The organism is Stenotrophomonas sp. AB1(2024), from assembly GCF_037482345.1.
Classification (GTDB): Bacteria; Pseudomonadota; Gammaproteobacteria; order Xanthomonadales; family Xanthomonadaceae; genus Stenotrophomonas.
This window is the reverse complement of the sequence record NZ_JBBHKO020000001.1, coordinates 831880-854870: the sequence shown is the minus strand read 5'-3', so window position 1 is coordinate 854870 and position 22991 is coordinate 831880. Positions and strand designations below refer to the sequence as shown.

General features: G+C 67.1%; 24 protein-coding genes. 10 read left to right on the top strand and 14 right to left on the bottom strand.

The window, feature by feature from the left end:
* The first annotated feature begins 128 nt into the window (after positions 1 to 128).
* A complete protein-coding gene (locus tag WIX41_RS03990) occupies positions 129 to 1364 on the top strand; it encodes a DUF819 domain-containing protein (RefSeq protein ID WP_339445865.1) in 1236 nt (411 codons plus the stop codon).
* 531 nt (positions 1365 to 1895) lie between these two features.
* Here the strand turns inward: WIX41_RS03990 and WIX41_RS03985 are convergent.
* Genes WIX41_RS03985 through WIX41_RS03965 form a run of 5 tightly spaced genes read right to left on the bottom strand, consistent with a single transcriptional unit; the run spans position 1896 to position 4913 of the window.
* A complete protein-coding gene (locus tag WIX41_RS03985) occupies positions 1896 to 2378 on the bottom strand; it encodes a hypothetical protein (protein ID WP_339445864.1) in 483 nt (160 codons plus the stop codon).
* A 46-nt stretch (positions 2379 to 2424) separates the two neighbouring features.
* Positions 2425 to 2685 carry a cell division topological specificity factor MinE gene (gene minE / locus WIX41_RS03980; protein WP_068850125.1) on the bottom strand — a complete coding sequence of 87 codons (261 nt, stop codon included), beginning with the start codon at positions 2683 to 2685 and terminating at the stop codon, positions 2425 to 2427.
* 2 nt (positions 2686 to 2687) lie between these two features.
* Positions 2688 to 3497, bottom strand: a complete 810-nt coding sequence (gene minD / locus WIX41_RS03975; protein WP_339445863.1) for a septum site-determining protein MinD — start codon at positions 3495 to 3497, stop codon at positions 2688 to 2690.
* A gap of 35 nt (positions 3498 to 3532) precedes the next feature.
* Positions 3533 to 4303, bottom strand: coding sequence for a septum site-determining protein MinC (gene minC / locus WIX41_RS03970; protein WP_339445862.1), 771 nt, complete (start codon positions 4301 to 4303; stop codon positions 3533 to 3535).
* A 13-nt stretch (positions 4304 to 4316) separates the two neighbouring features.
* Positions 4317 to 4913, bottom strand: coding sequence for a GNAT family N-acetyltransferase (locus WIX41_RS03965; protein ID WP_339445861.1), 597 nt, complete (start codon positions 4911 to 4913; stop codon positions 4317 to 4319).
* 137 nt (positions 4914 to 5050) lie between these two features.
* On the opposite strand from WIX41_RS03965, the gene WIX41_RS03960 reads away from it, so the two are divergent.
* The 6 genes from WIX41_RS03960 to WIX41_RS03935 all read left to right on the top strand — a co-directional run bounded on the left by WIX41_RS03960 (position 5051) and on the right by WIX41_RS03935 (position 9376).
* The gene (locus WIX41_RS03960) at positions 5051 to 6244 is read left to right on the top strand and encodes a sensor histidine kinase (protein WP_339445860.1); all 1194 of its coding nucleotides are present in this window, start codon (positions 5051 to 5053) and stop codon (positions 6242 to 6244) included.
* Positions 6244 to 6885: a response regulator transcription factor gene (locus WIX41_RS03955; RefSeq protein ID WP_339445859.1), complete on the top strand. Its 642-nt coding sequence runs from the start codon at positions 6244 to 6246 to the stop codon at positions 6883 to 6885. The genes WIX41_RS03960 and WIX41_RS03955 overlap by 1 nt, the downstream gene beginning before the upstream one ends.
* Before the next feature lie 13 nt (positions 6886 to 6898).
* A complete protein-coding gene (locus WIX41_RS03950) occupies positions 6899 to 7093 on the top strand; it encodes a hypothetical protein (RefSeq protein ID WP_339445858.1) in 195 nt (64 codons plus the stop codon).
* 56 nt (positions 7094 to 7149) lie between these two features.
* Positions 7150 to 8229, top strand: a complete 1080-nt coding sequence (locus tag WIX41_RS03945) for an SRPBCC family protein (protein ID WP_339445857.1) — start codon at positions 7150 to 7152, stop codon at positions 8227 to 8229.
* A gap of 99 nt (positions 8230 to 8328) precedes the next feature.
* Positions 8329 to 8700, top strand: coding sequence for a DUF423 domain-containing protein (locus WIX41_RS03940; RefSeq protein WP_339445856.1), 372 nt, complete (start codon positions 8329 to 8331; stop codon positions 8698 to 8700).
* Between the two features lies 1 nt (position 8701).
* The gene (locus WIX41_RS03935; protein ID WP_339445855.1) at positions 8702 to 9376 is read left to right on the top strand and encodes a DNA-3-methyladenine glycosylase family protein; all 675 of its coding nucleotides are present in this window, start codon (positions 8702 to 8704) and stop codon (positions 9374 to 9376) included.
* A 93-nt stretch (positions 9377 to 9469) separates the two neighbouring features.
* Here the strand turns inward: WIX41_RS03935 and WIX41_RS03930 are convergent, their stop codons facing one another.
* Positions 9470 to 10273: a M15 family metallopeptidase gene (locus WIX41_RS03930; RefSeq protein WP_339445854.1), complete on the bottom strand. Its 804-nt coding sequence runs from the start codon at positions 10271 to 10273 to the stop codon at positions 9470 to 9472.
* A 223-nt stretch (positions 10274 to 10496) separates the two neighbouring features.
* On the opposite strand from WIX41_RS03930, the gene purT reads away from it, so the two are divergent.
* Positions 10497 to 11684 (top strand): formate-dependent phosphoribosylglycinamide formyltransferase, encoded by a 1188-nt coding sequence (purT, locus tag WIX41_RS03925; RefSeq protein WP_339445853.1) that lies wholly within the window; start codon positions 10497 to 10499, stop codon positions 11682 to 11684.
* Between the two features lie 116 nt (positions 11685 to 11800).
* Here the strand turns inward: purT and WIX41_RS03920 are convergent, their stop codons facing one another.
* Both WIX41_RS03920 and WIX41_RS03915 read right to left on the bottom strand, forming a co-directional pair.
* Positions 11801 to 13006 carry an endonuclease/exonuclease/phosphatase family protein gene (locus WIX41_RS03920; protein WP_339445852.1) on the bottom strand — a complete coding sequence of 402 codons (1206 nt, stop codon included), beginning with the start codon at positions 13004 to 13006 and terminating at the stop codon, positions 11801 to 11803.
* A 37-nt stretch (positions 13007 to 13043) separates the two neighbouring features.
* The gene (locus tag WIX41_RS03915) at positions 13044 to 13799 is read right to left on the bottom strand and encodes an arginyltransferase (protein ID WP_339445851.1); all 756 of its coding nucleotides are present in this window, start codon (positions 13797 to 13799) and stop codon (positions 13044 to 13046) included.
* A gap of 155 nt (positions 13800 to 13954) precedes the next feature.
* Here WIX41_RS03915 and WIX41_RS03910 point away from each other — a divergent pair, with 155 nt between their 5' ends.
* Positions 13955 to 14512 (top strand): EF-hand domain-containing protein, encoded by a 558-nt coding sequence (locus tag WIX41_RS03910; RefSeq protein WP_339445850.1) that lies wholly within the window; start codon positions 13955 to 13957, stop codon positions 14510 to 14512.
* A 376-nt stretch (positions 14513 to 14888) separates the two neighbouring features.
* Here WIX41_RS03910 and WIX41_RS03905 read toward each other — a convergent pair whose 3' ends face one another.
* From WIX41_RS03905 to WIX41_RS03890, 4 genes are all read right to left on the bottom strand, one after another.
* A complete protein-coding gene (locus WIX41_RS03905) occupies positions 14889 to 16103 on the bottom strand; it encodes an RNA polymerase sigma factor (protein ID WP_339445849.1) in 1215 nt (404 codons plus the stop codon).
* Between the two features lie 297 nt (positions 16104 to 16400).
* Entirely contained in the window at positions 16401 to 16910 is a 510-nt protein-coding gene (locus tag WIX41_RS03900; RefSeq protein WP_339445848.1) for a putative signal transducing protein, read from the bottom strand.
* 6 nt (positions 16911 to 16916) lie between these two features.
* The gene (tesB, locus tag WIX41_RS03895; protein ID WP_339445847.1) at positions 16917 to 17825 is read right to left on the bottom strand and encodes an acyl-CoA thioesterase II; all 909 of its coding nucleotides are present in this window, start codon (positions 17823 to 17825) and stop codon (positions 16917 to 16919) included.
* Between the two features lie 323 nt (positions 17826 to 18148).
* Complete coding sequence (locus WIX41_RS03890; protein ID WP_339445846.1) at positions 18149 to 18928, bottom strand: enoyl-CoA hydratase/isomerase family protein; 780 nt, start codon at positions 18926 to 18928, stop codon at positions 18149 to 18151.
* 34 nt (positions 18929 to 18962) lie between these two features.
* Between WIX41_RS03890 and WIX41_RS03885 the strand changes: the two genes are divergently transcribed.
* Positions 18963 to 19394 (top strand): copper chaperone PCu(A)C, encoded by a 432-nt coding sequence (locus WIX41_RS03885; RefSeq protein ID WP_339445845.1) that lies wholly within the window; start codon positions 18963 to 18965, stop codon positions 19392 to 19394.
* Between the two features lie 166 nt (positions 19395 to 19560).
* Here WIX41_RS03885 and WIX41_RS03880 read toward each other — a convergent pair whose 3' ends face one another.
* Together WIX41_RS03880 and uvrA are read right to left on the bottom strand one after the other, a co-directional pair.
* Complete coding sequence (locus tag WIX41_RS03880; RefSeq protein WP_339445844.1) at positions 19561 to 19968, bottom strand: acyl-CoA thioesterase; 408 nt, start codon at positions 19966 to 19968, stop codon at positions 19561 to 19563.
* On the bottom strand, positions 19968 to 22973 hold the full coding sequence (gene uvrA / locus WIX41_RS03875; protein WP_409187317.1) for an excinuclease ABC subunit UvrA: 3006 nt from the start codon (positions 22971 to 22973) through the stop codon (positions 19968 to 19970). Before uvrA ends, WIX41_RS03880 begins: the two co-directional genes overlap by 1 nt.
* Positions 22974 to 22991 lie beyond the last annotated feature (18 nt).

Here is a 22991-nt window from a genome sequence, read left to right as displayed (position 1 = left end):
CGCGCCCCGGCGGCGATGACGTACCGCGGTGATGAACGCGTCGCCACGCGCCCGGTCATTAACCCGCCGATTCCTGGTAGCGCCGGCCGTTGGCCGGCCCTCGACCCACCCTAAACGGCCCTACTTCCATGCCCGCCCTGATCCAGAACGACATCGTCGTCTTCGGCCTGATTGCCGCCACCCTGGGGGCGGTGTTCTGGACCGCCTCGCGTGAGAAGGGGCTGTGGAAGCGCTTCTACACCTTCGTACCGGCGCTGCTGCTGTGCTACCTGATTCCCGGCATCTACAACACGGTTGGCCTGATCGACGGGCAGAACACCCGCCTGTACAACCCGATCGCCCGCGACATCCTGCTGCCCGCCGCGCTGGTGCTGCTGACGCTGGCGGTGGACATCAAGGGCATCCTGCGGCTGGGCCCGAAGCTGATCGTGATGTACCTGGGCGCTTCCTTCAGCATCATGATCGGCGCGGTGGTTGCCTTCATGCTGATGAAGTGGGCGCACCCGGAAACCGTGGCCGGTGATACCTGGGCCGGCATGGCAGCACTGGCGGGCAGCTGGATCGGTGGCGGCGCCAACATGCTCGCCATGCGCGAAGTGTTCGACGTCAATGCCACCACCTTCGGCCAGTTCGCGGTGATCGACGTGGGCGTGGGCTATGTGTGGATGGCGGTGCTGATCTTCATGGCCGGGCGCGCAGCCAAAATCGACGCACGCACCGGCGCCGATACGTCGGCGATCGATGAGCTCAAACTGCGCATCGAAAAATTCCAGGCCGAACACGAGCGCGTGGCCAGCCTGACCGACCTGATGTTGATCGTGGCGGTCGCCTTCGGCACGGTAGGCCTGTCGCACGCCATCGCCGGGCCGGTATCGGCCTGGTTCAAGGGCCACGTGGCCTGGGCCCCGCAGTTCAGCCTGGACGCGCCGTTCGTATGGGTAGTGGTGATCTCCACCACCTGCGGCCTGGCGCTGAGCTTCACCCGCGCGCGCAACCTGGAAGGCGCGGGCGCCTCGAAGCTGGGTTCGCTGCTGCTGTACTTCCTGATTGCCTGCATCGGCATGCAGATGGACCTGCTGGCGCTGCTGGAACGCCCATGGCTGTTCCTGCTCGGCCTGATCTGGATCGCGGTGCACATCGTGCTGCTGCTGGCGCTGGCGATGGCGCTCAAGGTGCCGTTCTTCTACTTCGCCATCGGCTCGCAATCCAACATCGGCGGGCCGGCTTCTGCTCCTGTGGTTGCGGCTGCGTTCCATCCGTCCCTTGCGCCTGTTGGCGTGCTGCTCGGGACCATGGGTTATGCGACTGGTACGTATCTCGCCTACATCGTGGGCATCACGTTGCGGGCTTTGGCAGGCGGCTGATTTCTCCTGCGTAGAAGCGCTGGCGTTTTCATTCTCTGCGCGCGGGGGCGCGGGGTGGGAGGGGGTAGCGGGGCACGCGTGAACCCATCCATGGGGCTTATCGCAGCTTGCTCGTGTGCGCTGTCCTGCGCACACGGCAAGACCGGGGTTGGGCTCCTGCCCAACCCGTCGGGCGTATACGCCCGACCCATGCTGCTCAAAGCCCCGCTACCCCCTCCCACCCCGCGCCCCCAGACGGTCATGCGTCGACGGACGGGAAGTCAAAGGCGGATGGCGTTAGGTCGATCGAATTGTTTCGCCGTAGAGCCACGCCATGCGTGGCTGAGCGGCAACCAGAATGTGCGGGCTCGCGCGATGCTTTTGATCTTGTATCCGGTCGTCGCAGAGAACTGAGGGGGCGAGGGCGGGGGTGCCCTGGCCGGACTTTGAGCAGCATGGATGCTGCGATAAGCCCCATGGATGGGTTCACGCGTGTCCGGCCAGGGCACCCCCGCCCTCGCCCCGCGCGGGAAGAACCGAACAGCCAGCGCTTTACGCGGCGAGGAGTCCGCGTTCGATCAACCAGGCCCGGGCATCTTCTGCGTCCTGCTCGAACCACGCCTGTGTTGAACCCAGTCGATAGGTATAGCCCCAGGCATCCATGTCGGCCATCAGCTGCGCGCTGCCCACGCCCGGCAACTGCCCGGCCAGGACGATCTGCAGGTAACAGGTGGCGTCTTCTTCGGGCACCGAATCGGTCGCGTCGGTGTGCACCAGCGCACGCCGCTCCGGCGGCAGCACGATCAGGTGGCAGGCTTCGTGCAGCATCGAATGTACCGGCGTGTCGTTGCGCACATAGACATCGCTGGCGATGATGCCTGCCTCGGGCTCGCCCCAGTAACTGCCTGGAATCGGCGCGCCGTCGGCTACCCGGTGCAGGCGCAGCGCATGCCCGGCCAGCAGCGTTGCGGCGGCGTCGAAATCGATGTCGCCCACGCGGGTGACCTGCGGTTCTGCTTCGGCGGTGGCGGTCATGGCGCGGGCGTCTTGCGCCCCTTCCCGAAGGAAGGGGCAGGGCGGGTCAGGGCTGCTGCGGGCCTTCCGGCAGCGCCACCGAAATGTCCAGCACGTCGTGCTCGCCGTCCTTGACCAGGTCTACCTTGACCGCGTCCGCGTCGATGTTCACGTACTTCTTGATCACTTCCAGCAGCTCGCGCTGCAGCAGCGGCAGGTAATCCGGGCCGCCACGGTGGCTGCGTTCCTGCGCGATGATGATCTGCAGGCGGTTCTTGGCCGTTTCGGCGGTGGTCTTCTTCGTCTTGAGAAAATCAAACAGGCCCATGCTTACCCTCCGAACAGCTTGCTGAAGAAGCCCTTCTTCTCAACAACAGTGAAGCGCATCGGGCGCTCTTCGCCGAGGATGCGCGCCACCGCATCGTCGTAGGCCTGGCCAGCAGCCGATTCCGGATCCAGGATCACCGGCTCGCCCTTGTTGGACGCGTTCAGCACATCCCCCGATTCCGGGATCACGCCGATCGCCTTCAGCCCCAGCACCTCTTCCACGTCGGTGATGCTGAGCATCTCGCCGGTTTCAACACGGGCAGGGCTGTAACGGGTCAGCAGCAGGAAAGCCGGCACGTTCTGGCCCGACTCGGCCTTGTGCGTCTTCGAATCCAGCAGGCCGATGATGCGGTCCGAGTCGCGTACCGACGACACTTCCGGGTTCACCACGACTACGGCGCGGTCGGCGAAGTACATCGCCAGGAACGCGCCCTTTTCGATACCCGCCGGCGAATCGCAGATGATGTACTCGAAGCCGTCCGCAGCCAGGTCCTTGAGCACCTTGCCCACGCCTTCCTGGGTCAGCGCATCCTTGTCGCGCGTCTGCGAAGCCGCCAGCACGTACAGGTTGTCGAACCGCTTGTCCTTGATCAGGGCCTGCTTGAGCGTGGCCTCGCCGTGCACGACATTCACGAAGTCGTACACCACGCGGCGCTCGCAGCCCATGATCAGGTCGAGGTTGCGCAGGCCGACGTCGAAGTCGATCACCGCCACCTTCTTGCCCTTGCGTGCAAGGCCGCAAGCCAGGCTTGCGCTGGAAGTGGTCTTGCCGACGCCGCCCTTGCCGGAAGTGACTACGATGATTTCAGCCAAAGGACTTCTCCTGATGATTCTGTTGGTGCGCTGGCTTAGTCCAGCGCAGCGATCTTGATCTGGTCCTGTTCCAGCCAGACCTGCACGGCCTTGCCGCGCAGGTTGTCCGGTACATCGTCCAGTACCTTGTAATGGCCGGCAATGGCGACCAGTTCAGCGTGGAAGTCACGGCAGAAAATGCGCGCCGTGGTGTTGCCCTGGGCACCTGCCAGGGCACGGCCCCGCAGCGTACCGTAAATATGGATGCTGCCATCGGCGATCACCTCGGCGCCCGCGCCGACGGTGGCCATGACCGTCAGGTCGCAGTTCTCGGCATACAGCTGCTGGCCCGAACGCACGTTGCTGGTCTGCATGCGGCCCGGCTTGGGTGCATGGCCCGCATCTACCGCCGCGGCCGGGGCCGGTGCGGCGGCGCGGGCGCGCCGCGCCGGCTCCGGCGCGGGCGCGACGGGAGCAGATGTCGGTTCAGCCTCGGCGCGCTCGTACTGCGCGCGGAACTTGGCCAGCAGCGGCAGCCCGAGCTGCTGCGAGAGCAGGTCGGTTTCGGTGGTGCCGTAAGCCAGCGCCACCGGCAGCACGCCAGCGCTGCGCAGGCCATCCAGCAGTGCCTGGGCCGTGGCCACGTCGGGCATCTGGCTCAGGCCGCCGAAATCCAGGATTACCGCCGCGCGGCCGAACAGCTTCGGCGCGCGCGCCACGCGGTCGTGCATTTCGCGGCTGAGGCGTTCCACATCCAGGGTGCGGATGCGCAGGTTGGCGATGCCTACCTGGCCGATCTTCAGTTCACCGGCCTGTTCAAAATCCATGTTCGCCGCCACCTCAGGTCCCCGTCGGTCGATGCGCACGCAGCGGCTCGCGACGATGGCCCACCCAGGGCACGTCCGGCAGCGCGTCGCCGTAGGTGTCGTGCACCCACTGGTAACTGCACAGGTCCTTGAGCAGCATGCTGGCGCGCACGTCCACGTGCGGCATGTTGTTCTGCCCGACCTCGCGGAAGCCGAAGCTGCCATGGAACAGCAGCGCCGCATCGGCACCGTGGTCCAGGAACACCTCGCAGGTCAGCTGCGGGTAGCGCAGTTCGGCATAGCTCTGGGCATCGGCATAGAACGCGCGGCCCACACCGCCACCACGGCGGCGGCTGGCCACCACGATGCGGTCGATGTAGAAGAATTTGCTGGTCAGGTGCTGCCTGAACCAGGCGAAGTTGCTGCTGTCGTGCTGGCTGTCGCTGCCGAAACCGATCAGGAAGCCGGCCAGGTTGCCGTCGCGCTCGGCGACGCGGAAATACTCAGCGGTTTCATAGAACAGGCGCAGGCGGGCGGCATCCAGGGGAAGGATGGCCAGGCCGGCGTTGTTGTTCAGGGCCAGGACGGAATCGAGCTCGTGCTCGCGCACGTCGCGGATGACAATCGACATTGTGACTCCGTGGGGTAACGCGGTTGGCCCGTAGAGGGGCCCTGGCGCCGATTATTGCATGGGTGGCCGGGCGGGGCACAGGCCGGCCATGACTTATGTCCGGGTGCAGCGGCGCAGGTTCAGCCTAAGATGCGTCCATGTTGGGATACCTCAGCCAAACCCGAGTACTGCGACTGGCCGGCCTGTTCACCTGGGTCATGCTTGGCTTGCCGCTGGTTTACTCCCAGTACGAAGCGGTCCGCCGCAGCGGCGGCATCGACGTGCCGCCGCTGCTGCTGTTCGTGTCCTACCTGGCCTTCGGCGGCGGCTATCTGTGGCTGACCCGCGGCCTGCGCAACGGTGGCCACTCTGCCTGGTACGACCGCGCCATCCTGGTGCTGTTGACCATCTCCGCCCTGGCGGTCAGCTTCCTGAGCGGTTCGGGCCTGGGCAGCATCCTGATGATGGTGGCCGCCGGGGTGATCCCGTGGATGCTGCCGGCGCGGGTCGGAGTGATCTGGCTGCTGGTCAGCCAGCTGGCAGTGGCCCCGGTCTACTACCTGTTCCTGCCGTTTTCACTGTTTGAAGCGGTGATGCAATCGCTGCTGTACGGCGGCTTTTCCATGTTCATCTTCGTGACCAGCCTGGTTGCCCGCCAGCAGACCGACGCCCGCGAGGAGCAGCGCCGGCTCAACACCGAGCTGCGCGCTACCCGCGTTCTGTTGGCTGAGAGCGCCCGGGTCAATGAGCGCACGCGGATCTCGCGCGAGCTGCACGACCTGCTCGGCCACCACCTGACCGCGCTGAGCCTGAACCTGGAAGTGGCCGGCCACATCACCGAGGGCCAGGCCCAGGAGCACGTGCACCAGGCCCATACCCTGGCCAAGCTGCTGCTCACCGACGTGCGCGAAGCGGTCAGCCAGCTGCGCGACAGTGGTGCCATCGACCTGGCTGCCGCGCTGCGCCCGCTGACCCAACAGGTGCCCTCGCTGGACATCCACCTGGATATCGAAGAGCCGCTGAGCGTGGAAGACCCGGAACAGGCCCACGTGTTGCTGCGCTGCACCCAGGAGATCATCACCAACGCCGTGCGCCATGCCCGCGCCCGCAACCTGTGGATCCAGGTGCGCCGGGAACCGCCGGGGCAGGTGGTGGTGCAGGCGCACGACGATGGCGTGGGTGCCGATGGCATCGTGATCGGCAACGGCTTGCGTGGCATGCGCGAACGCCTGCAACAATGCGGCGGTGAGCTGCAGATTGAAACCCACCGGGGACAGGGCTTCCGCCTGCGCGCCTCGGTCCCCGGCGTGCCAGTGCTGATGCTGGGTGCCATCCTGGAAGGAGTGCGTTGATGATTCGCGTCTGCCTGGTCGACGACCAAACCCTGGTGCGGCAGGGAATCCGCTCGCTGCTCGCCCTGGATGCCGGGATCGAAGTAGTGGCCGAGGCCGCCGATGGCCGCCAGGCTGTCGAAGTGGTGCCGCAGATCCGCCCCGACGTGGTGCTGATGGACATGCGCATGCCGGTGATGTCCGGCCTGGAGGCGCTCCAGATGCTCTCGCGGCTCAACCAGCTGCCGCCGACCATCATCCTGACCACCTTCGATGACGACCAGCTGGTGCTGGCCGGGCTCAAGGCCGGGGCCAAGGGCTACCTGCTCAAGGATGTGACCCTGGAACAGCTGGTCGGTGCCATCCGCACCGTGGCCGATGGCGGCTCGCTGGTGCAGCCGGCCGTCACCCAGCGCCTGCTGTCGGGGCTGGAGCACATGCGCAACGAGTTCGTGAGCCTGGATCGGCCCGATCCGCTCACCGACCGTGAAACCGAGATCCTGCGGCTGATGGCCAGCGGGTTCTCCAACAAGGAGATCGCCAATTCGCTCGGCGTGGCCGAAGGCACCATCAAGAACCACGTCTCCAACATTCTGTCCAAGCTGGGCGTGCGCGACCGCACCCGGGCCGTGCTCAAGGCATTCGAGCTGCAACTGGTATGAACATGAACGCCAGTTGAAAGCCTTGCGTGGCAAGGCCTGTGGCGGTCGCTACAGGCCTTCTTGCCGAAACCGGCAAATAAATATCGCCGACGGCCACATGCTGGCCCGCGCGATGCGCTATCTTTCCGCTCCTTGTCTATTCAAAACCGCTGCCGGTATGGAAACCGGTGCGCCAATCCTGATCAACAACACCCGCGAAGCCTGCTAGGATTGGCGCTTCGCTTCAATCAACCCGGCCGTGGGATCGGCCCCGGAGACTCCTGAATGACCCGTATTATCGAGTTCCTGATCGCCTTGGGGATCGTGGCTGGCCTGTTCGTCATCATTGGCGTTGTGCTGCCGGGCGAGCGTCACATTACCGAAAGCGTCGAGACCAACCGCAAGATGACGATCGTGTACGACACGGTCAACAGCCTGCGCCGCTTCAAGGACTGGAACCCGCTCGTGCTGCGCGATCCCGCCGTTGAACTGAAGCACTCCGGCCCCGCCTCCGGCGTGGGTGCCCGCCTGGACTATTCCTCCAAGGATTCGTCGCTGGGCCAGGGCAGCTGGGAGATCACCGAGTCCGAGCCGAACAAGCGCGTGGCCATCGCCATCGAGGACCCGACCAAGGGCCACGACAAGAAGACCAGCTTCACCCTCGAGCCGACCGGCAAGGGTGGCCGCAACGTGAAGATCACGCAGGACTACAGCATCAAGTACGGCTGGAACCTGTTTGGTCGCTACGCGGGCCTGTACGTCAGCCGTCACGTGGGTGACGACCTGAAGCTGGGCCTGTCGCGCATGGCCAACATGCTGGCCACCGTGCCGAACATCGACTACCGCACCGCCGAAGCCCCGCTGACCGACCTGGCCATCATCGATGCCCCGGCCGAAGACCTGCTGGTCGTCACCGCCGGCAACGTCGATCGCGGCGAAGCGACCATCACCAAGTCCATCAAGGACAACCAGGAGTGGATCAAGCGCGTGATGGAGGCCAATGACCTCGAAGCCGCTGGCCCGTTCCGCATCATCACCACTGACTTCGGTCAGGAGAAGTACGCCTTCGACGTGGCCCAGCCGGTCAGGAAGAAGGGTACCGAAGGCGCTTCGGGTGAAGCCCTGACGGTGAAGATCGACGGTGGCGCTCCGGTCAAGTACGTGCACGTCGCACCGCACCGTACCGCCCACGCCAAGTACACCGGCCACATGGCTGGCCTGGACATCGCCCGCAACGCGCTGCGCGCCTGGGCGGTGACTGCCGGCAACGAAGTCATCGATCGTCCGTATGAGTCCTGGAACGCAGGCGTGGATAAGTCCTTCACGCCGGAAGCGACCTACGACATCTACTGGGCCGTCAAGTAATCCGACGGTTGCCGTGATGTAACGCAGAACAGAAAACGCGCCGCCTCCTGCGGCGCGTTTTTTTTGCTCCTGCCGGAGCACATGCAGAAGGATGCAGTCATGCTCAACCTGGAACGACGCACGCGTAAACCTTCGCTGCTGGCCTGCCTTGGCGGCCTGCTGGCCGCCACCGCGGTGGGCCTGTCGGCCTATGCCTCGCACGGCATCGCCGAACCCCTGGCGCAGTCGCATGTGAATACCGCGGCGCTGTTCGCGTTCGGCCACGGTGCGGCGCTGGCAGTGCTGGGCCCAACCCAGCAGAACAGCGTGGGCAAGCTGGCGCTGTACGTGCTGTTGCTGGGTACGCTGTTGTTTTCGGGCAGCCTGGTGGCCGGTGCGCTGTGGCGGTTCAGCACCGGGCTGGCCCCGGTCGGCGGTACCGCGCTGATGATCGGCTGGGCGGTTTACGGGCTCAATGCCCTGAGGCGCTGACATGCCCCGTTTCCGCCGCGGCTTCGATGTGCAGGAAGCGCACGACTGGCTGTCGCGGCACGATCGACGGCTGGGTACTTGGATGAAGCGGCTCGGGCCGGTCGAGGCGCCGCCCGGCTGGGCGCGCAGCTTCGATCCGGTGGATGCGCTGGCCCGTGCGATCCTGTTCCAGCAGCTCAGCGGCAAGGCCGCCTCGACGATTGTTGGACGGGTGGAAGCCGCCATCGGCAGCACCCGCCTGCATGCGGACACGCTGGCGCGGATCGACGATCCGGGGCTGCGCACCTGCGGCGTATCCGGTAACAAGGCGCTGGCCCTGCGTGACCTGGCGCGGCGCGAAGCGGCCGGCGAGATTCCCGACCTGCGGCGCATGTCGGTGATGCCGCACGACGCGATCATCGAAGCGCTGGTGCCGATCCGTGGCATCGGCCGCTGGACCGTGGAAATGATGTTGATGTTCCGTCTGGGCCGCCCCGACATCCTGCCGATCGACGATCTGGGCGTGCGCAAGGGGGCCCAGCGCGTGGACAAGGCCGAGGTCATGCCCACCCCGAAGGAGCTGGCCGCGCGCGGCGAGAAGTGGGGCCCGTTCCGGACCTACGCCAGCCTGTACCTGTGGCGCATCGCCGATTTCAGCCAGACCCCGAAGACGGCCACCAACCGCTCGCAGGATTGAACCCTCGCGTATTGTGGTGATTCATTGCGGTAGAGCCACGCCCTGCGTGGCTGCGCGGTGCCAGACCCAAGCGAAGCCACGCCCTGTGCGGCTTTACGAGCCGTGCCAGCACCAGTGCCACGGCTCGTAGACGATCCCGTGCGGGTTGTCGCGCGGGTAGCTCAGCTGGAAGCCGTGGGTGCCGGCATGCTTCAACAGCCACGCAAAGGCGGGCGTTGCCTCGAAGCTCTCTTCGGCCGGCGGCTCGCCCGGGCTGCTGATATCCAGTGCCCGCCCGCTGTGGTGTTCGCTGTATCCCGGCGCGGCGTTGACCTGCAGGATCGCTTCGACCGCCAGCCCGCGCGTGCGTTTGCGCGCAAAGATGCCCAGCTGGTAGTCGTGGCTGCGGTAGCCGGAGATGGCCTCCAGCACGATGCCTTCGCGCGCGGCCTGCCGCCGCATGCGCTGCCAGGCGCGTGCTGCGCCCTGCTGCAGCCACAGTGGCCGGCGGTACCGGTCGAAGCCGGCCAGCGCGAGCCGCGCCGGTTCGGCCTCCAGTGAAAGTGCCGTGTCCTGTTCGTAGCGCGCCGCATCGATGCCGAGCTGTTCCAGCCGGCGCTGCAGTCCGCTGAGCGGCAGCAGCGCGTCGGCGGCGTGCGCGCGCTGCGTGCCATGCAGCGCCAGGTCCAGGGCGTCGAGCGCTTCCTCGATCCCCGGTTCGCGCATCAGGTGCGGTACCAGCGGCAGCAGGCCGTGCGCGGTCGCCGCGGCCAGGTACTGCCCATCGCGTTTGCGCCGCAGCACCCAGCGGGCGCGGGCCAGTGCCCGCGCATCGGCATTGCTGCGCGCACGCAGCAGGCCGCCGGGCCACAGCTCGATGTCGGCGGTGTTGATCAGCAGGGCAGGGGAGCGGCGCATACGCACAGCTTAGCGTGTGGCCTGCGGGTTCGCGCAACGGCAGGTACAGCACGCGATAGAGCCGGCCGCCATGTCCGATCTCCAGCGCCCGCGCACTCCTTGCTCGCCGGATCAGGTGCGGGTCTGGGAGGATGCATCGCCCGTTGCGGGCGGGTTGCCCTTCGCAGCCACCCAGGGGGTGGCTCTACAATGTCTGCCCCGCTCTGATGTCCGGAATATCGCCATGATTACGCTCGGTACGCCGCTGTCCCCCTCCGCCACCCGTGTACTGCTGCTGGGCTCGGGTGAACTGGGCAAGGAGGTCGCCATCGAGCTGCAGCGGCTGGGGGTGGAGGTGATCGCCGCCGACCGCTACGCCAACGCCCCGGCCATGCAGGTGGCGCACCGTTCGCACGTGATCGACATGCTTGATGCGATGGCGCTGCGCGCGCTGATCGCCGAGGAAAAGCCGCACCTGATCGTGCCCGAGATCGAGGCCATCCACACCGAAACCCTGGTCCAGCTGGAGCAGGAAACCGGCCAGCGGGTGGTGCCGACCGCGCGCGCGGCGCGCCTGACCATGGACCGCGAGGGTATCCGCCGCCTGGCTGCTGAAACCCTGGGCCTGCCCACCTCGCCGTACCGCTTCGTCGACACCGAGGCCGAGTACCGCGCTGCGGTGGCCGCGATCGGCCTGCCGTGCGTGGTCAAGCCGGTGATGTCCTCCTCGGGCAAGGGCCAGAGCACGCTGCGCAGTGATGACGACATCGCGCCGGCCTGGGAGTACGCGCAGACCGGCGGCCGTGCCGGTGCCGGCCGCTGCATCGTGGAAGGCTTCATCGACTTCGATTACGAGATCACCCTGCTGACCGTGCGCCACGCAGGCGGCACCTCGTTCTGCGCGCCGATCGGGCATTGGCAGAAGGACGGCGACTACCGCGAAAGCTGGCAACCGCAGCCGATGTCGCCGGCCGCGCTGGCGCGTGCCGAGGCGATATCGAAGGCGATCACCGATGACCTGGGCGGCTGGGGCCTGTTCGGGGTGGAGTTGTTCGTGAAGGGCGATGAGGTGTGGTTCAGCGAAGTCTCGCCGCGCCCGCACGACACCGGCCTGGTCACGCTGGCTTCGCAGGAACTGAGCGAATTCGCACTGCATGCGCGGGCCATCCTGGGCCTGCCGATCCCGCTGATCCGGCAGAGCGGTCCGTCGGCGTCGTGCGCGATGCTGGCGCACGGCGAAGGCGTGCCCGTGTTCACCAACATTGAAGCCGCGCTGGTGCATCCGGATACGGCGCTGCGCCTGTTCGGCAAGCCCAGCGTGCACGGCCACCGCCGCGTTGGCGTCACTCTGGCGCGCGGCGAAGACATCGACCAGGCGCGCAAAATCGCGCGTGAGGCCGCGGAAGCGATCAAGGTCGAACTACGCCAGTAGATCGACCTTGATCGCGGGTAGCGCCGGCCGTTGGCCGGCCCTCGGCGATCCAGCACCGCGCGGGCCGGCCAACGGCCGGCGCTACCGGATCGCATCGTCGTCCGGTTCCCTGCGTGTTACCTCACATCCACCCACACCAGGTGGTGGTCGCTGCCGTCGGCGATCTTCGCTTCCGGGCTCTCGTTGGCCGGCCAGAACACGCCGCTGCCGATGTAGTTGAAGCCAACCGAGGGCAGCACGTAATCCAGGCGCATCGTGCCGGATTTCGGGCCGAAATCGCCGGTGGCGTGGAACGGTGCGCCGCGGCGCACGATGCCCTTTTCGGCATAGGCCAGGCTGGTCTGTTCGGCACCCACGCTGCGTGGGGTCGGGTAGCGCAGCACGCGGGCGTTTTCGATCAGCTCCACGATCGCGTCGTGGCGGCCGTCGCCGTCCACCGGGTCGTTGTTGAGGTCGCCCAGGATCACGAAGCGCGCGTCCTGTGCCAGGCCGCCGCATGTGCCCTGGTCATCGCACAGCCACGGCTTGTCGCCGGCCGACAGGTATTCCTGCCACAACCGCAGTTCGTCGTGGTTGCGCGCCGCGTTGCGCTTTTCCGGGCCGTCGAATACCGGCGGGGTGGGGTGCGAGACGAGTGCATGCACCACGCCGTTGGGCGTCTTGACCGGCACGTCCCAATGCGACTTGGACGACAGGCGCAGCTGCGACCACACGTGGTCGTTGTAGAACGATTTGCCGCTGCGCGGGTCGATCGGGCGCAGTGCGCCGGGCAGGGTGCTCCACTTCAGCAGCTGGAAGCTGCGCACCTTGGCTTCGTCGATCGGGTAACGCGACAACACCAGCATGCCGTACTGGCCCGGGTGCAGACCATAGCCCCAGGCATCGTTGCCGCGGTTGCGGCCGTCGCCCCCGATCTGGCCGTTGTTGTCCAGGTCCAGCCCGCTCTGCACGCCGGTGTTGACCGGGGCCAGGTAGCGGTAGGCGAAGTGCAGCGGCTCGCCGCCGCCCGGCTGGGCTACTTCCAGGTAGCGCTGCTGGAACAGGTCGGCGGCGCGGTGGGCATCGTCGTAGTCGAATTCGTTGAGCAGCACCAGGTCCGGGCGGACCTGCTGCAGCACCGCGGCGATCTTGCGTGCATGCGCGCTGTTGCCTTCCAGTTCGGCGATCAGCCCACCGCTCTCGTCGCTGTACAGCGAGGTGTTGTAGGTGGCGATCCGCAGCGGCGCGGAAGCGGAATCCGGCATGGCGGCGGTCTTGGTCGGGGTTTGGGCGCAGGCGCCGCAAAGCAGGGCCAGGGCAAGGATCAGGGGATGAGCTTTCATGCCGCTATTCTGCACGGACACGCATTGCAATGGCGGGTCAGATGCCGTCCAGGGCGTCGTCGAACTCGTGCCAGCGGCGGCCGTCGTAGGCCTCCAGTGGCCGGAAGCGACGCTTGTAGTCCATCTTGCGGTGGTCGCGGATCCAGTAGCCCAGGTACAGGTGTGGCAGCTGCTCGCGCCGTGCCCAGGCGATCTGCTGCAGGATCGCGAAGGTGCCCAGCCCGCGGTGGGCGTGGTTCGGGTCGAAGAAGGTGTACACCGCCGACAGCCCCTGCGGGGTGACGTCGGTGACCGCCACCGCGAGCAGGGGGCCACGATGGCCATCCACGGAGGGCCCGCGGATTTCCAGGAAGCGGCCCTGCGACCACTGGCCGATCAGGAACTGGTCGAATTCATGCGGGCCGTGTTCGTCCATGCCGCCCTGGGCGTGGCGATGGGTGAGGTAGCGGTGGTACAGCGCGAACTGCTCGTCGGTCTGTTCGGCGGCCACGATGCGCACTTCCAGGTCGTCGTTGCGCGCCAGGCAGCGGCGCTGGCTGCGGTCCGGTGCGAAACGCGCCACCGGCACGCGCACCGACACGCAGGCATGGCAGTTGGCGCAGTGCGGGCGGTAGACCAGGTCGCCGGAGCGGCGGAAGCCCCAGCTCAGCGCCATCGGGTACAGGGTGCCCAGCCGCTGGTCATGCGGGTCGAGCACCAGATCGCGTGCAGCCCGGTCCGGCCAGTAGCCGCAGGGATGGTCCCCGGTCTGGAACAGGCGCAGCTCGTCGTCGCGGTCGGTGTGGATCGCCATGTCCACAGCATAGCGCCGGGGCGTCGCAGGCGCCGCGACTGTCTGGCGAATGAACACGGCCGCCGGTGCTGTCAACGCCGGCGGCGCCCGCGCGTTTTCTTTCCCGTGGGTGCCAACGCACCGCACGACGCATCCCCCAAGAACCGGAGTGACCCATGCGCAACCGCAAACCCCTTCTGCTGCTGGCCCTGCTGATGACCACCGGCGCTGCCGGCCTGGCGGTGGCCGCCGATACCCCGGCCACGCCCGACAAGCCGGCCCGCGCGACCCTGGACACCAATGGCGACGGTTTCGTCGACCGTGCAGAGGCGGCCAAGGCGCCGCGCCTGGCAGAAAAGTTCGACAGCCTGGACACCAACAAGGACGGCAAGCTGTCCCGCGAGGAAATGCCACGCTGGCACGGCAAGCGCCACGGGCGTGGCCCGGGCGGCGGGCATGAGCGCCTGGAAAAGCTGGACGCGAACAAGGACGGCCGGATCAGCCGCGACGAAGCCAAGGCCGATCCGCGCCTGGCCGCGCGGTTCGACCAGATGGACCTCAACAAGGACGGCTACCTGGACAAGGCCGACCGCGAGCTGGGCATGAAGCAGCACCGCGACGCGTGGTTCGCTGCGGCCGATACCAACAAGGACGGGCAGCTGAGCAAGGCGGAGTTCGATGCCGCCAAGGGCCCGTTCGGTGGCCTGCGCGGCGGGAAACCTGCTGCGAAATGATGTGCGGGTGCTCTCCGTTCGGGCGTCATGCACGCCTGACGGAGGGCTTCGTTTCGTCTAAACGCGGGTTGGATGATCGCAACCGGCATCATTCCGGCTTCGGACGCTTGGGCCGCGCTGCGCGCGGTGTCCGGCCAACGTTATGCCCGCCGTCCTGGCGGGCACCCTTCGGGCCATCGCTGCGCGATGTTGAGAACGGCTCCTGCCGTTCTCTTTGGGGCTACGAATTTTTACGTGGCCATCGGGATTGGGAGCAATCAACCAACGGCCACGAACATTTCCGGTCGTTCAACCACCGGGATGGGTCGGTAGCGCCGGCCGTTGGCCGGCCCACGCGGCCTGTGATGGGCCACGAATGGATCGACACCCTTCCTCCTCAGAACATCCCGCGCGCGCGCGCCATGGCGATTACCACGCCGATCACCACCAGGTTGGTCACCACCAATGCGGGACGCCCGTACATGGACTGATATTTCCAGTTCGGTCCGCTGCGTCCTTTGCGTGCGGCATCGCGCGCGATCATCGGGGCCATGATCCGTTGCAGTGGCACCAGACACTGGTAGTTCACCAGGCCGGTGCCCAGCACCATCGCGGTCAGCGACGCGTAAACCGGTGCCTGCAGGGTCGTCAGCGCGAGCACGGTCACGCAGACCAGCATCGCGGTGAACGTGCTGTAGTGCACGAAGCGTTGCACTGCGGCGCGCTCGGTCGGCGTTTCGGTGTAGCAGAGCAGGTAGCGGCCGCCGAGGTAGCTGCCGATGACGCCGCCGGCCATCGCGCCGATGGCGATGCTCCAGTTGAACTCCGGGCCGAGCAGGTGGCTCTGGCTGGCCGCCGCGCCCAGCGATCCCATCGCCGCACCACCGGACAGGCTGGCACCGCCGAGACCGATCTTGCTGCTGCCCACGCCGACGCTGGTGCCCAGCAGGATCGCGGCGCTCGCCGTGCCCGGTGCGGCCACCATCACCATGGAAACAACGGCGGTCGCGAAGGCCGCGCTCGGCGCGCTGCCGCGCGCGAACTCGCCGAAGCGGCGCATCATTTCCTCGCGCACGCTGGCGCGCGCCCGTGACAGGCGCTTGCGCACGGCGGCGTCGCTCAGGCCAAGCAGGTTGGCCACCTGCTGCGAGCTCTGGCCTTCGCGGTAATAAAGCAGCAGGGTTTCGCGGCTGTCTTCGGGCAGGGCGGAAATGATCTCTTCGGCGGCCAGCTCTTCCTCCACCCGCTGCAGGTATTCCGGCGCGGAGGGGCTCGGGTCGGCGGCCATGCTGATCGCGATCTCGGCGGCCTCGCCGGACAGTGGCCGGCCGCAGTTGGCACGCAGCCAGTCGCGGGCCAGGTTTCGGGTGATCTGGCGCAGCCAGGGCAGGAAGCTGGCGTGGTTGTGCAGCTGGTTGAGCTGCTGCCAGCCCTTGATGAAGGCTTCCTGCGCGATGTCCTCGCTGGCCTGCACGTCGCGGGTGATCGCCAGCGCGATCGCGGTCACGGTGTTCTGGCAGGCCAGCACGATGCGCCCGTACGACTGCTGGCAGCCGCCGGCAGCGGCAGGCAGTTCGCGGTCCAGCGTATCGAGCAGCGGCAGCGTGGTCATGGCGTCGGTCCCGGTGGGTGGTGACATCATGACGCCGGGGCAGGAGAAATGTGACCGGCAGGTGGGAACCGGGACCCGTGCGGGGCGCCGTAGAGCCACGCCCTGCGTGGCTGCTCTCCGTTCAGCGCTCATGAACGCCTGAAAGAGGGCTTCGGATCCTCTAAACGCCGGACAGGTATTCGACGCGGTGGGTTGGCGTCTTCGGACGCTTGTGCCGCGCTGGCGCGCGGTTGCCGACTAACAGTCGGCACTACGAATTGTTACGTGCGCGGGGAGATCCGGATACGTCCTGTCGGCTTACGGTTGTTTGGTCGGCGGGGTGATCCGCACGCGGACCTCCTCCTCTTCCGGTGCCGGTTGGGTTGCCGGTGCCTGCGGTTGTGCCTGTTGCACTGGTGCCGGCGCCACCGTCGGCGTGGCGCGGTGGCGCATGACCACCACCATCGCCACGGCGGCGATGATCAGCAGCAGGCCGATGCGGATGCGCCAGGCCCAGTTGCGGCGGGGCGCGACCGTGTCCGCTTCGTCGCGGAACGCGAACTGGGCGGTGGGGTGGTCGCGCCGGGTGGTTTCCAGCAAGCGCGCGTCGCGCAGGATTTCGCGCGCGCGCGGCTGGTCGTTGGCGTGCACCACCCACAGGGTGGGGTGGGTGGTGGCCTTGCTGGTGTCCAGGTAGCTGAACTGGCTGCCGCGCTTGCTGTGGTACGAACGCCCATTGGTGATGCGCACCTCGATGCCGGCATCGCGCAGCAGTTTGGCCACGCCTTCCACGGTTTCCACGCGCTGACTGTTGAAGATCTGACGCATATCGAGTTATTCCCTGGCCGGTACGGCGGCGGCCGCGGCACTGTCATCCACCACGCGGATCAAGCCTTCCTGCGCGGTGCTGGCAACGAGTAGGCCGTTGCGGGTGAAGAACTGGCCGCGCGCCAAACCACGCGAATCCTGTGCGCTGGGGCTGTCCAGCGAATACAGCAGCCAGTCGTCGGCGCGGAACGGGCGATGGAACCAGATCGCGTGGTCCAGCGAGGCCATCTGCACGTGCGGCTGGTAGTAGCTGATGCCGTGCGGGAAGGTCGCGGTGCCAAGCAGGTGGAAGTCCGAGGCATAGGCCAGCAGTGCCTGGTGCAGTTCGGGCGCATCGCCGACGGTTTCATTCAGGCGCAACCACACCTGGTGGTAGGGCGGGCGCTTGGGCGGGTGCAGTTCATCGCGCGGGTACACGTGGCGGAACTCGAACGGACCGCCGCGCGACAGCCAGCGCTGCACCTTGATCGGCAGGCGCTCCAGTACTTCCTGCGGCAGCGGGCGGTTGGGTTCGATGTCTTCCGGCTGCGGCACTTCGGGCATTTTGTGCTGGTGCTCGGCCCCGCTTTCGGCCTGCTGGAACGAGGCCGCGCAGAAGAAGATCACCTTGCCGTGCTGGATCGCGGTGACCCGGCGCACGGAGAAGCTGCCGCCATCGCGGGTACGGTCCACGTCGTACACGATCGGGTGGTCGATGTTGCCGGCGCGCAGGAAGTAAGCGTGCAGCGAATGCACGTGGCGGCCGTTCTCAACCGTGGCCTGTGCCGCTGACAGCGCCTGGCCCAGCACCTGGCCGCCGAACACGTACTTGGTGCCGATATCGCGGCTCTGGCCGCGGAACAGGTTGTCTTCCAGGCGCTCGAGCGTGAGCAGGTCGATCAGCTCGGAAACGACGGGTTCTTGCGGCTGGGACAAGGCGGCGGCCTGGCAGGAGCGGAATGCGATTATAGCGGGGTCGGTTGATTGCGACTCCGCGTGACCGGGGATCGCGTGGGCCGGCCAACGGCCGGCGCTACCGGGACGATACCGTGCGCGATCGGCGGGGGGTACCGGGTTGCGACCGTGCGCGATCGGCCGGGGGTACCGGGTTGCGACCGTGCGCGATCGGCGGGGGGTACCGGGTTGCGACCGTGCGCGATTGGCCGAAGGTACCGGGTTGCGACCGCCTGTGATCGGTCGGGGTCACCGGGGCGCGCGCCGGTAGCGCCGGCCGTTGGCCGGCCCTCGGGGAAGCTGGTTCAGGCTTTCCCCAACCGCGCCACCAGCGTGTGCAGCGCCTGCTGCGCATCGGGCGCATACCAGGCTTCCACGAAGCGGTCGAGCCGGATCAGGTCGGCGTGCAGGGCTTCATGCAGGTCTTCGCGGGCGATGGCGCGGGTGAGCAGCATCGGCTGGCGCGGCAGCTTCAGCAGGCGCGCCAGCCAGGCCACTGCGCGCGGCACCACCTCGGCCGGGGCGGCCAGCTCATCCACCAGCCCGATCTCCAGGGCGCGTTCGGCCGGCACCATCTCGCCGCCGATCAGCAGCTGCGAGGCGCGGTGGTGGCCGACCACCCGGCGCATCAGCCGCTGGATGCCTTCCGGCGCCACCAGCCCCACCTGGACCTCGTTCAGGCCGATCACCGTGGGCTGGCTCGGATCCGGGCTGCGCGCCAGGATCCGGTAGTCGCAGCACAACGCCAGCACGCAGCCGCCGGCCGGGGCATGGCCGGTCAGCGCCGCCACCACCGGCACGCGGCTTTCGGCCAGGGTGCGCACCGCGCCGAAGAACGCCTGCCAGCTGTCCAGCAGCTTGTGCCTGTCATCGCCATGGCTGAGCAGGTGCGGCACGTCCATGCCGGCGCTGAAGATGCGCTCGCTGCCTGACAGCACGATGCCGTGTACGTCATCGGCCATGGCCTGGTTGATCGCCTGGATCAGGTGACGGCACAACTCGGTGTCCAGCGCATTGACCGGCGGGCGGGCCAGCCGCAGCTCGCGGATGGGGCCATGGTTGATCACCTCGATAAGCGTCGTCATGCTGCGATCTCGTTGCGGGCAGGGAACTGAGGCGATGATAACCAAACCATTCGTGTGCGTATTGTTGGGGCTGTATGCGGCCGCAGCATCGGCCGGGGCGGCCGAGCCGTCGTGTGTGACCGTGCGCGAGGGTTGGGTGCGACTACCGCCGCCGGGCGTGCCTATGGCGGCCGGCTATGGCGAGATCCGCAACGGCTGCATTGCCGCAGTGACCGTGGTGGCGGCGGGCAGCAAGGCGTTCGGTGATGTATCGCTGCATGAAACCACGCTGGTCGACGGCATGAGCCGGATGCGCGCGGTAGAGCGCCTGCCGATTCCACCAGGTGCCAGCGTGGTGCTCAAGCCCGGCGGCCTGCACCTGATGCTGATGCAGCCGGAAGTGCCGCTCGCGAAGGGCAAGCAGCTGCCGCTGCGTTTGAGCCTGGAGGATGGCCGCAAAGTGGACGGCGTTCTCAACGTCCGGTAGCGCCGGCCCACGTCGGCTCTCGATACCTGCCCTGACAGATATCGAACAGATAAGGGGCGCTCCCCAGACCACCGCACAGGGTGTGTCCCCGGGCGGTAGGGCATGACCTTGAACGAAACAGGCCGCCCTTGGGCGGCCTGTTCGACGGTGCAACAGCGGTTGGTGATCAGCTCGATGCACTGCGGATCGCGTCCGGCAGCGGGGCGCTCTTGCCGGTCTGCGTATCCATCCACACCACCACCACGTTGCCGTCCGAATACAGCGTGCTGTCGTTCTTCTGGTCCACGATGCGGTGGCCGATGGTCACGCTGCTGTTGCCCAGGCGCTCGACGAACAACTCCACCACGATGTCGTTGGGCCACACGATCGGCAGGCGGTAGTTGACGTTGGTGGCGGCCACGACCGGGGCGATGCGGTCGCTCATGGCCACGCCTTCCACGCCCAGCATCCAGCGCACGCGCGCCTCTTCCAGGTAGGAAATGTACTTGGCGTTGTTGACGTGGCCCATGCTGTCCATGTCGCGCCAGCGCACGCTGATCGGTACGCGGGCCAGGATCTTGTGTTCGGTGCTCATTACTTCTTCTTCGCCTTCGTGGTCTTGGCAGGGCTGGTCTTGGTGGGCGTTGCCGCGCGCTTGGCGGCCACCGCCTTCTTGGTGACCTTGGCCGGCTTTTCCGGCTTGGCCTTGCGCGGCGGGCGGGCATCGGGCTTGTTGGCCACCGCCGCCGGGCGTTCCGGGCGCGCGCTGACCGACGGCAGCATCTTGGCCAGGAACTGCCCGGTATACGACGCCGGGTGCGCGGCCACGTCTTCGGGCGTGCCGGTGACCAGGATGGTGCCGCCACGGTGACCGCCTTCCGGCCCCAGGTCGACGACCCAGTCCGCGGTCTTGATCACGTCCAGGTTGTGTTCGATCACCACCACCGTGTTGCCCTCGTCGCGCAGCTTGTGCAGCACCCCGAGCAGCGCTTCGATGTCGTGGAAGTGCAGGCCGGTGGTCGGCTCGTCCAGGATGTACAGCGTGCGCCCGGTATCGCGGCGCGACAGTTCCTTGGACAGCTTCACGCGCTGGGCTTCACCGCCGGACAGCGTGGTCGCGCTCTGGCCCAGCTTGATATAGCTCAGGCCCACGTCCACCAGCGTTTCCAGCTTGCGCGCGATGCTCGGCACCGGTTCGAACAGCCTCAGCGCATCCTCGACGGTCATCTGCAGCACGTCGTTGATGTTGTAGCCCTTGTACAGGATCTCCAGCGTCTCGCGGTTGTAGCGCTTGCCGTGGCACACATCGCACGGCACGTACACGTCCGGCAGGAAGTGCATTTCCACCTTGATCAGGCCATCGCCCTGGCAGGCTTCGCAGCGGCCGCCGCGCACGTTGAAGCTGAAACGGCCCGGCGAATAGCCGCGCGCACGCGCTTCGGGAACCTGCGCATACAATTCGCGCAGCGGGGTGAACAGGCCGGTGTAGGTGGCCGGGTTCGAACGCGGGGTGCGGCCGATCGGCGACTGGTCGATGTCCACCACCTTGTCGAACAGGTCCAGCCCTTCCACTTCCCTGTACGGCGCGATCGGGTGCGAGGAACCGTTGATCTCGTTGGCGGCCAGCGAGAACAGCGTGTCGTTGATCAGGGTCGACTTGCCCGAACCGGACACGCCGGTGATGCAGGTCAGCAGGCCCGACGGAATGTCCAGGTCCACGCCCTTGAGGTTGTTGCCGCTGGCACCGCGCAGGTGCAGCGTCATCTTCGGGTTGGGGGTGTGCCGGCGTGCGGGGATCTCGATCGCACGCTTGCCCGACAGGTACTGGCCGGTGAGCGAACGCGGTGCATCCAGGATGTCCTGCAGGGTGCCCTGGCCGACGATTTCGCCGCCGTGGACGCCCGCGCCCGGGCCGATGTCCAGCACGTAATCGGCCAGCCGGATCGCGTCTTCGTCATGCTCGACCACGATCACCGTGTTGCCCAGGTCGCGCAGGCGGGTGAGGGTGCCGAGCAGGCGCTCGTTGTCGCGCTGGTGCAGGCCGATGGACGGCTCGTCGAGCACGTACATCACCCCGACCAGGCCGGCGCCGATCTGGCTGGCCAGGCGGATGCGCTGCGCTTCGCCACCGGACAGGGTGTCGGCCTTGCGCTCCAGGGTGAGGTAATCCAGGCCCACGTCGACCAGGAAGCCCAGGCGCTCGCCGATTTCCTTGACGATCTTGCCGGCGATCTCGCCGCGCCAGCCGGGCAGGGTCATGCCGCTGAAGAACTTCAGCGCTTCGTCGATCGGCAGCACCACCAGTTCCGGCAGCGCACGGTCGGCCACGAACACGTTGCGCGCGGCCTTGTTCAGGCGCTGGCCCTGGCACTCGGGGCAGTTGCGTTCGCTGATGTACTTGGCCAGCTCTTCGCGCACCGCCGCCGATTCGGTTTCCTTGTAGCGGCGTTCGAGGTTGGGAATGATGCCCTCGAAGCGGTGCTTGCGCTGGGTGCGGCCACCGGCTTCGGTGAAGTAGGTGAAGGTGATGGTTTCATCGCCGCTGCCGTACAGCACCGCCTGGCGCACGCTTTCGGAGAGGCTCTGCCACGGCGCATCGGTGTCGAACTTGTAGTGCTTGGCCAGCGAGGCGATCAGCTGGAAGTAGTACGCGTTGCGGCGGTCCCAGCCGCGCACGGCACCGGCCGACAGCGACAGCTCCGGGTGCACCACCACGCGCGAGGGGTCGAAGAATTCGGCCATGCCCAGCCCATCGCAGCCCGGGCAGGCGCCGACCGGCGAATTGAACGAGAACAGGCGCGGTTCCAGCTCCGGCAGCGAGTAATCGCAGACCGGGCAGCTGTACTTGGACGAGAACAGGTGGGCCGGGGCGTCCTCGACATCCAGCGACTGCACCGAGACCATGCCATCGCCCAGCTTCAGCGCGGTTTCAAAGCTTTCGGCCAGGCGCTGCTTGATGTCCTCGCGCGGGCGGAAGCGGTCGATCACCGCTTCAATGGTGTGCTTCTGGCGCAGCGCCAACGGCGGCACCGCGTCGATTTCATGCAGCGCACCGTCCACCCGCACGCGCACGAAACCCTGCGCGCGCAGCTGGTCGAACACCTGGGCGTGCTCGCCCTTGCGCTCGCGGATCACCGGCGCCAGCAGCATGTAGCGCTGCTCCGGGTCCAGGGTCAGCACGTGGTCCACCATCTGGCTCACGGTCTGCGCTTCCAGCGGGTAGCCGTGGTCGGGGCAGCGCGGGCTGCCCACGCGGGCGTACAGCAGGCGCAGGTAATCGTAGATCTCGGTGATGGTGCCCACGGTCGAACGCGGGTTGTGCGAGGTCGACTTCTGCTCGATGGAGATCGCCGGCGACAGGCCTTCGATATGGTCCAGGTCCGGCTTTTCCATCACGCTCAGGAACTGCCGGGCATAGGCCGACAGCGACTCCACGTAACGGCGCTGGCCTTCGGCGTAGATCGTGTCGAAGGCCAGCGAGGACTTGCCCGAACCGGACAGGCCGGTGATGACAATCAACTTGTCGCGGGGCAGGTCGAGATCGATGTTCTTGAGATTGTGCGTCCGCGCGCCGCGGATGCGGATGAAATCCATCGCCATGGGGGATCCGTTGAAAGT

Bases quoted from the DNA above. Each gene is read 5' to 3' on its own strand.
- WIX41_RS03945 (WP_339445857.1), top strand. From the start codon at position 7,150: ATGACCCGTATTATCGAGTTCCTGATCGCCTTGGGGATCGTGGCTGGC.
- purT (WP_339445853.1), top strand. From the start codon at position 10,497: ATGATTACGCTCGGTACGCCGCTGTCCCCCTCCGCCACCCGTGTACTG.
- WIX41_RS03940 (WP_339445856.1), top strand. From the start codon at position 8,329: ATGCTCAACCTGGAACGACGCACGCGTAAACCTTCGCTGCTGGCCTGC.
- WIX41_RS03990 (WP_339445865.1), top strand. From the start codon at position 129: ATGCCCGCCCTGATCCAGAACGACATCGTCGTCTTCGGCCTGATTGCC.
- WIX41_RS03985 (WP_339445864.1), bottom strand. From the start codon at position 2,378: ATGACCGCCACCGCCGAAGCAGAACCGCAGGTCACCCGCGTGGGCGAC.
- minE (WP_068850125.1), bottom strand. From the start codon at position 2,685: ATGGGCCTGTTTGATTTTCTCAAGACGAAGAAGACCACCGCCGAAACG.
- WIX41_RS03960 (WP_339445860.1), top strand. From the start codon at position 5,051: ATGTTGGGATACCTCAGCCAAACCCGAGTACTGCGACTGGCCGGCCTG.
- WIX41_RS03900 (WP_339445848.1), bottom strand. From the start codon at position 16,910: ATGCGTCAGATCTTCAACAGTCAGCGCGTGGAAACCGTGGAAGGCGTG.
- WIX41_RS03905 (WP_339445849.1), bottom strand. From the start codon at position 16,103: ATGACCACGCTGCCGCTGCTCGATACGCTGGACCGCGAACTGCCTGCC.
- WIX41_RS03885 (WP_339445845.1), top strand. From the start codon at position 18,963: ATGATAACCAAACCATTCGTGTGCGTATTGTTGGGGCTGTATGCGGCC.
- uvrA (WP_409187317.1), bottom strand. From the start codon at position 22,973: ATGGCGATGGATTTCATCCGCATCCGCGGCGCGCGGACGCACAATCTC.
- WIX41_RS03965 (WP_339445861.1), bottom strand. From the start codon at position 4,913: ATGTCGATTGTCATCCGCGACGTGCGCGAGCACGAGCTCGATTCCGTC.
- WIX41_RS03890 (WP_339445846.1), bottom strand. From the start codon at position 18,928: ATGACGACGCTTATCGAGGTGATCAACCATGGCCCCATCCGCGAGCTG.
- WIX41_RS03910 (WP_339445850.1), top strand. From the start codon at position 13,955: ATGCGCAACCGCAAACCCCTTCTGCTGCTGGCCCTGCTGATGACCACC.
- WIX41_RS03955 (WP_339445859.1), top strand. From the start codon at position 6,244: ATGATTCGCGTCTGCCTGGTCGACGACCAAACCCTGGTGCGGCAGGGA.
- WIX41_RS03915 (WP_339445851.1), bottom strand. From the start codon at position 13,799: ATGGCGATCCACACCGACCGCGACGACGAGCTGCGCCTGTTCCAGACC.
- WIX41_RS03880 (WP_339445844.1), bottom strand. From the start codon at position 19,968: ATGAGCACCGAACACAAGATCCTGGCCCGCGTACCGATCAGCGTGCGC.
- minC (WP_339445862.1), bottom strand. From the start codon at position 4,303: ATGGATTTTGAACAGGCCGGTGAACTGAAGATCGGCCAGGTAGGCATC.
- WIX41_RS03935 (WP_339445855.1), top strand. From the start codon at position 8,702: ATGCCCCGTTTCCGCCGCGGCTTCGATGTGCAGGAAGCGCACGACTGG.
- WIX41_RS03930 (WP_339445854.1), bottom strand. From the start codon at position 10,273: ATGCGCCGCTCCCCTGCCCTGCTGATCAACACCGCCGACATCGAGCTG.
- WIX41_RS03920 (WP_339445852.1), bottom strand. From the start codon at position 13,006: ATGAAAGCTCATCCCCTGATCCTTGCCCTGGCCCTGCTTTGCGGCGCC.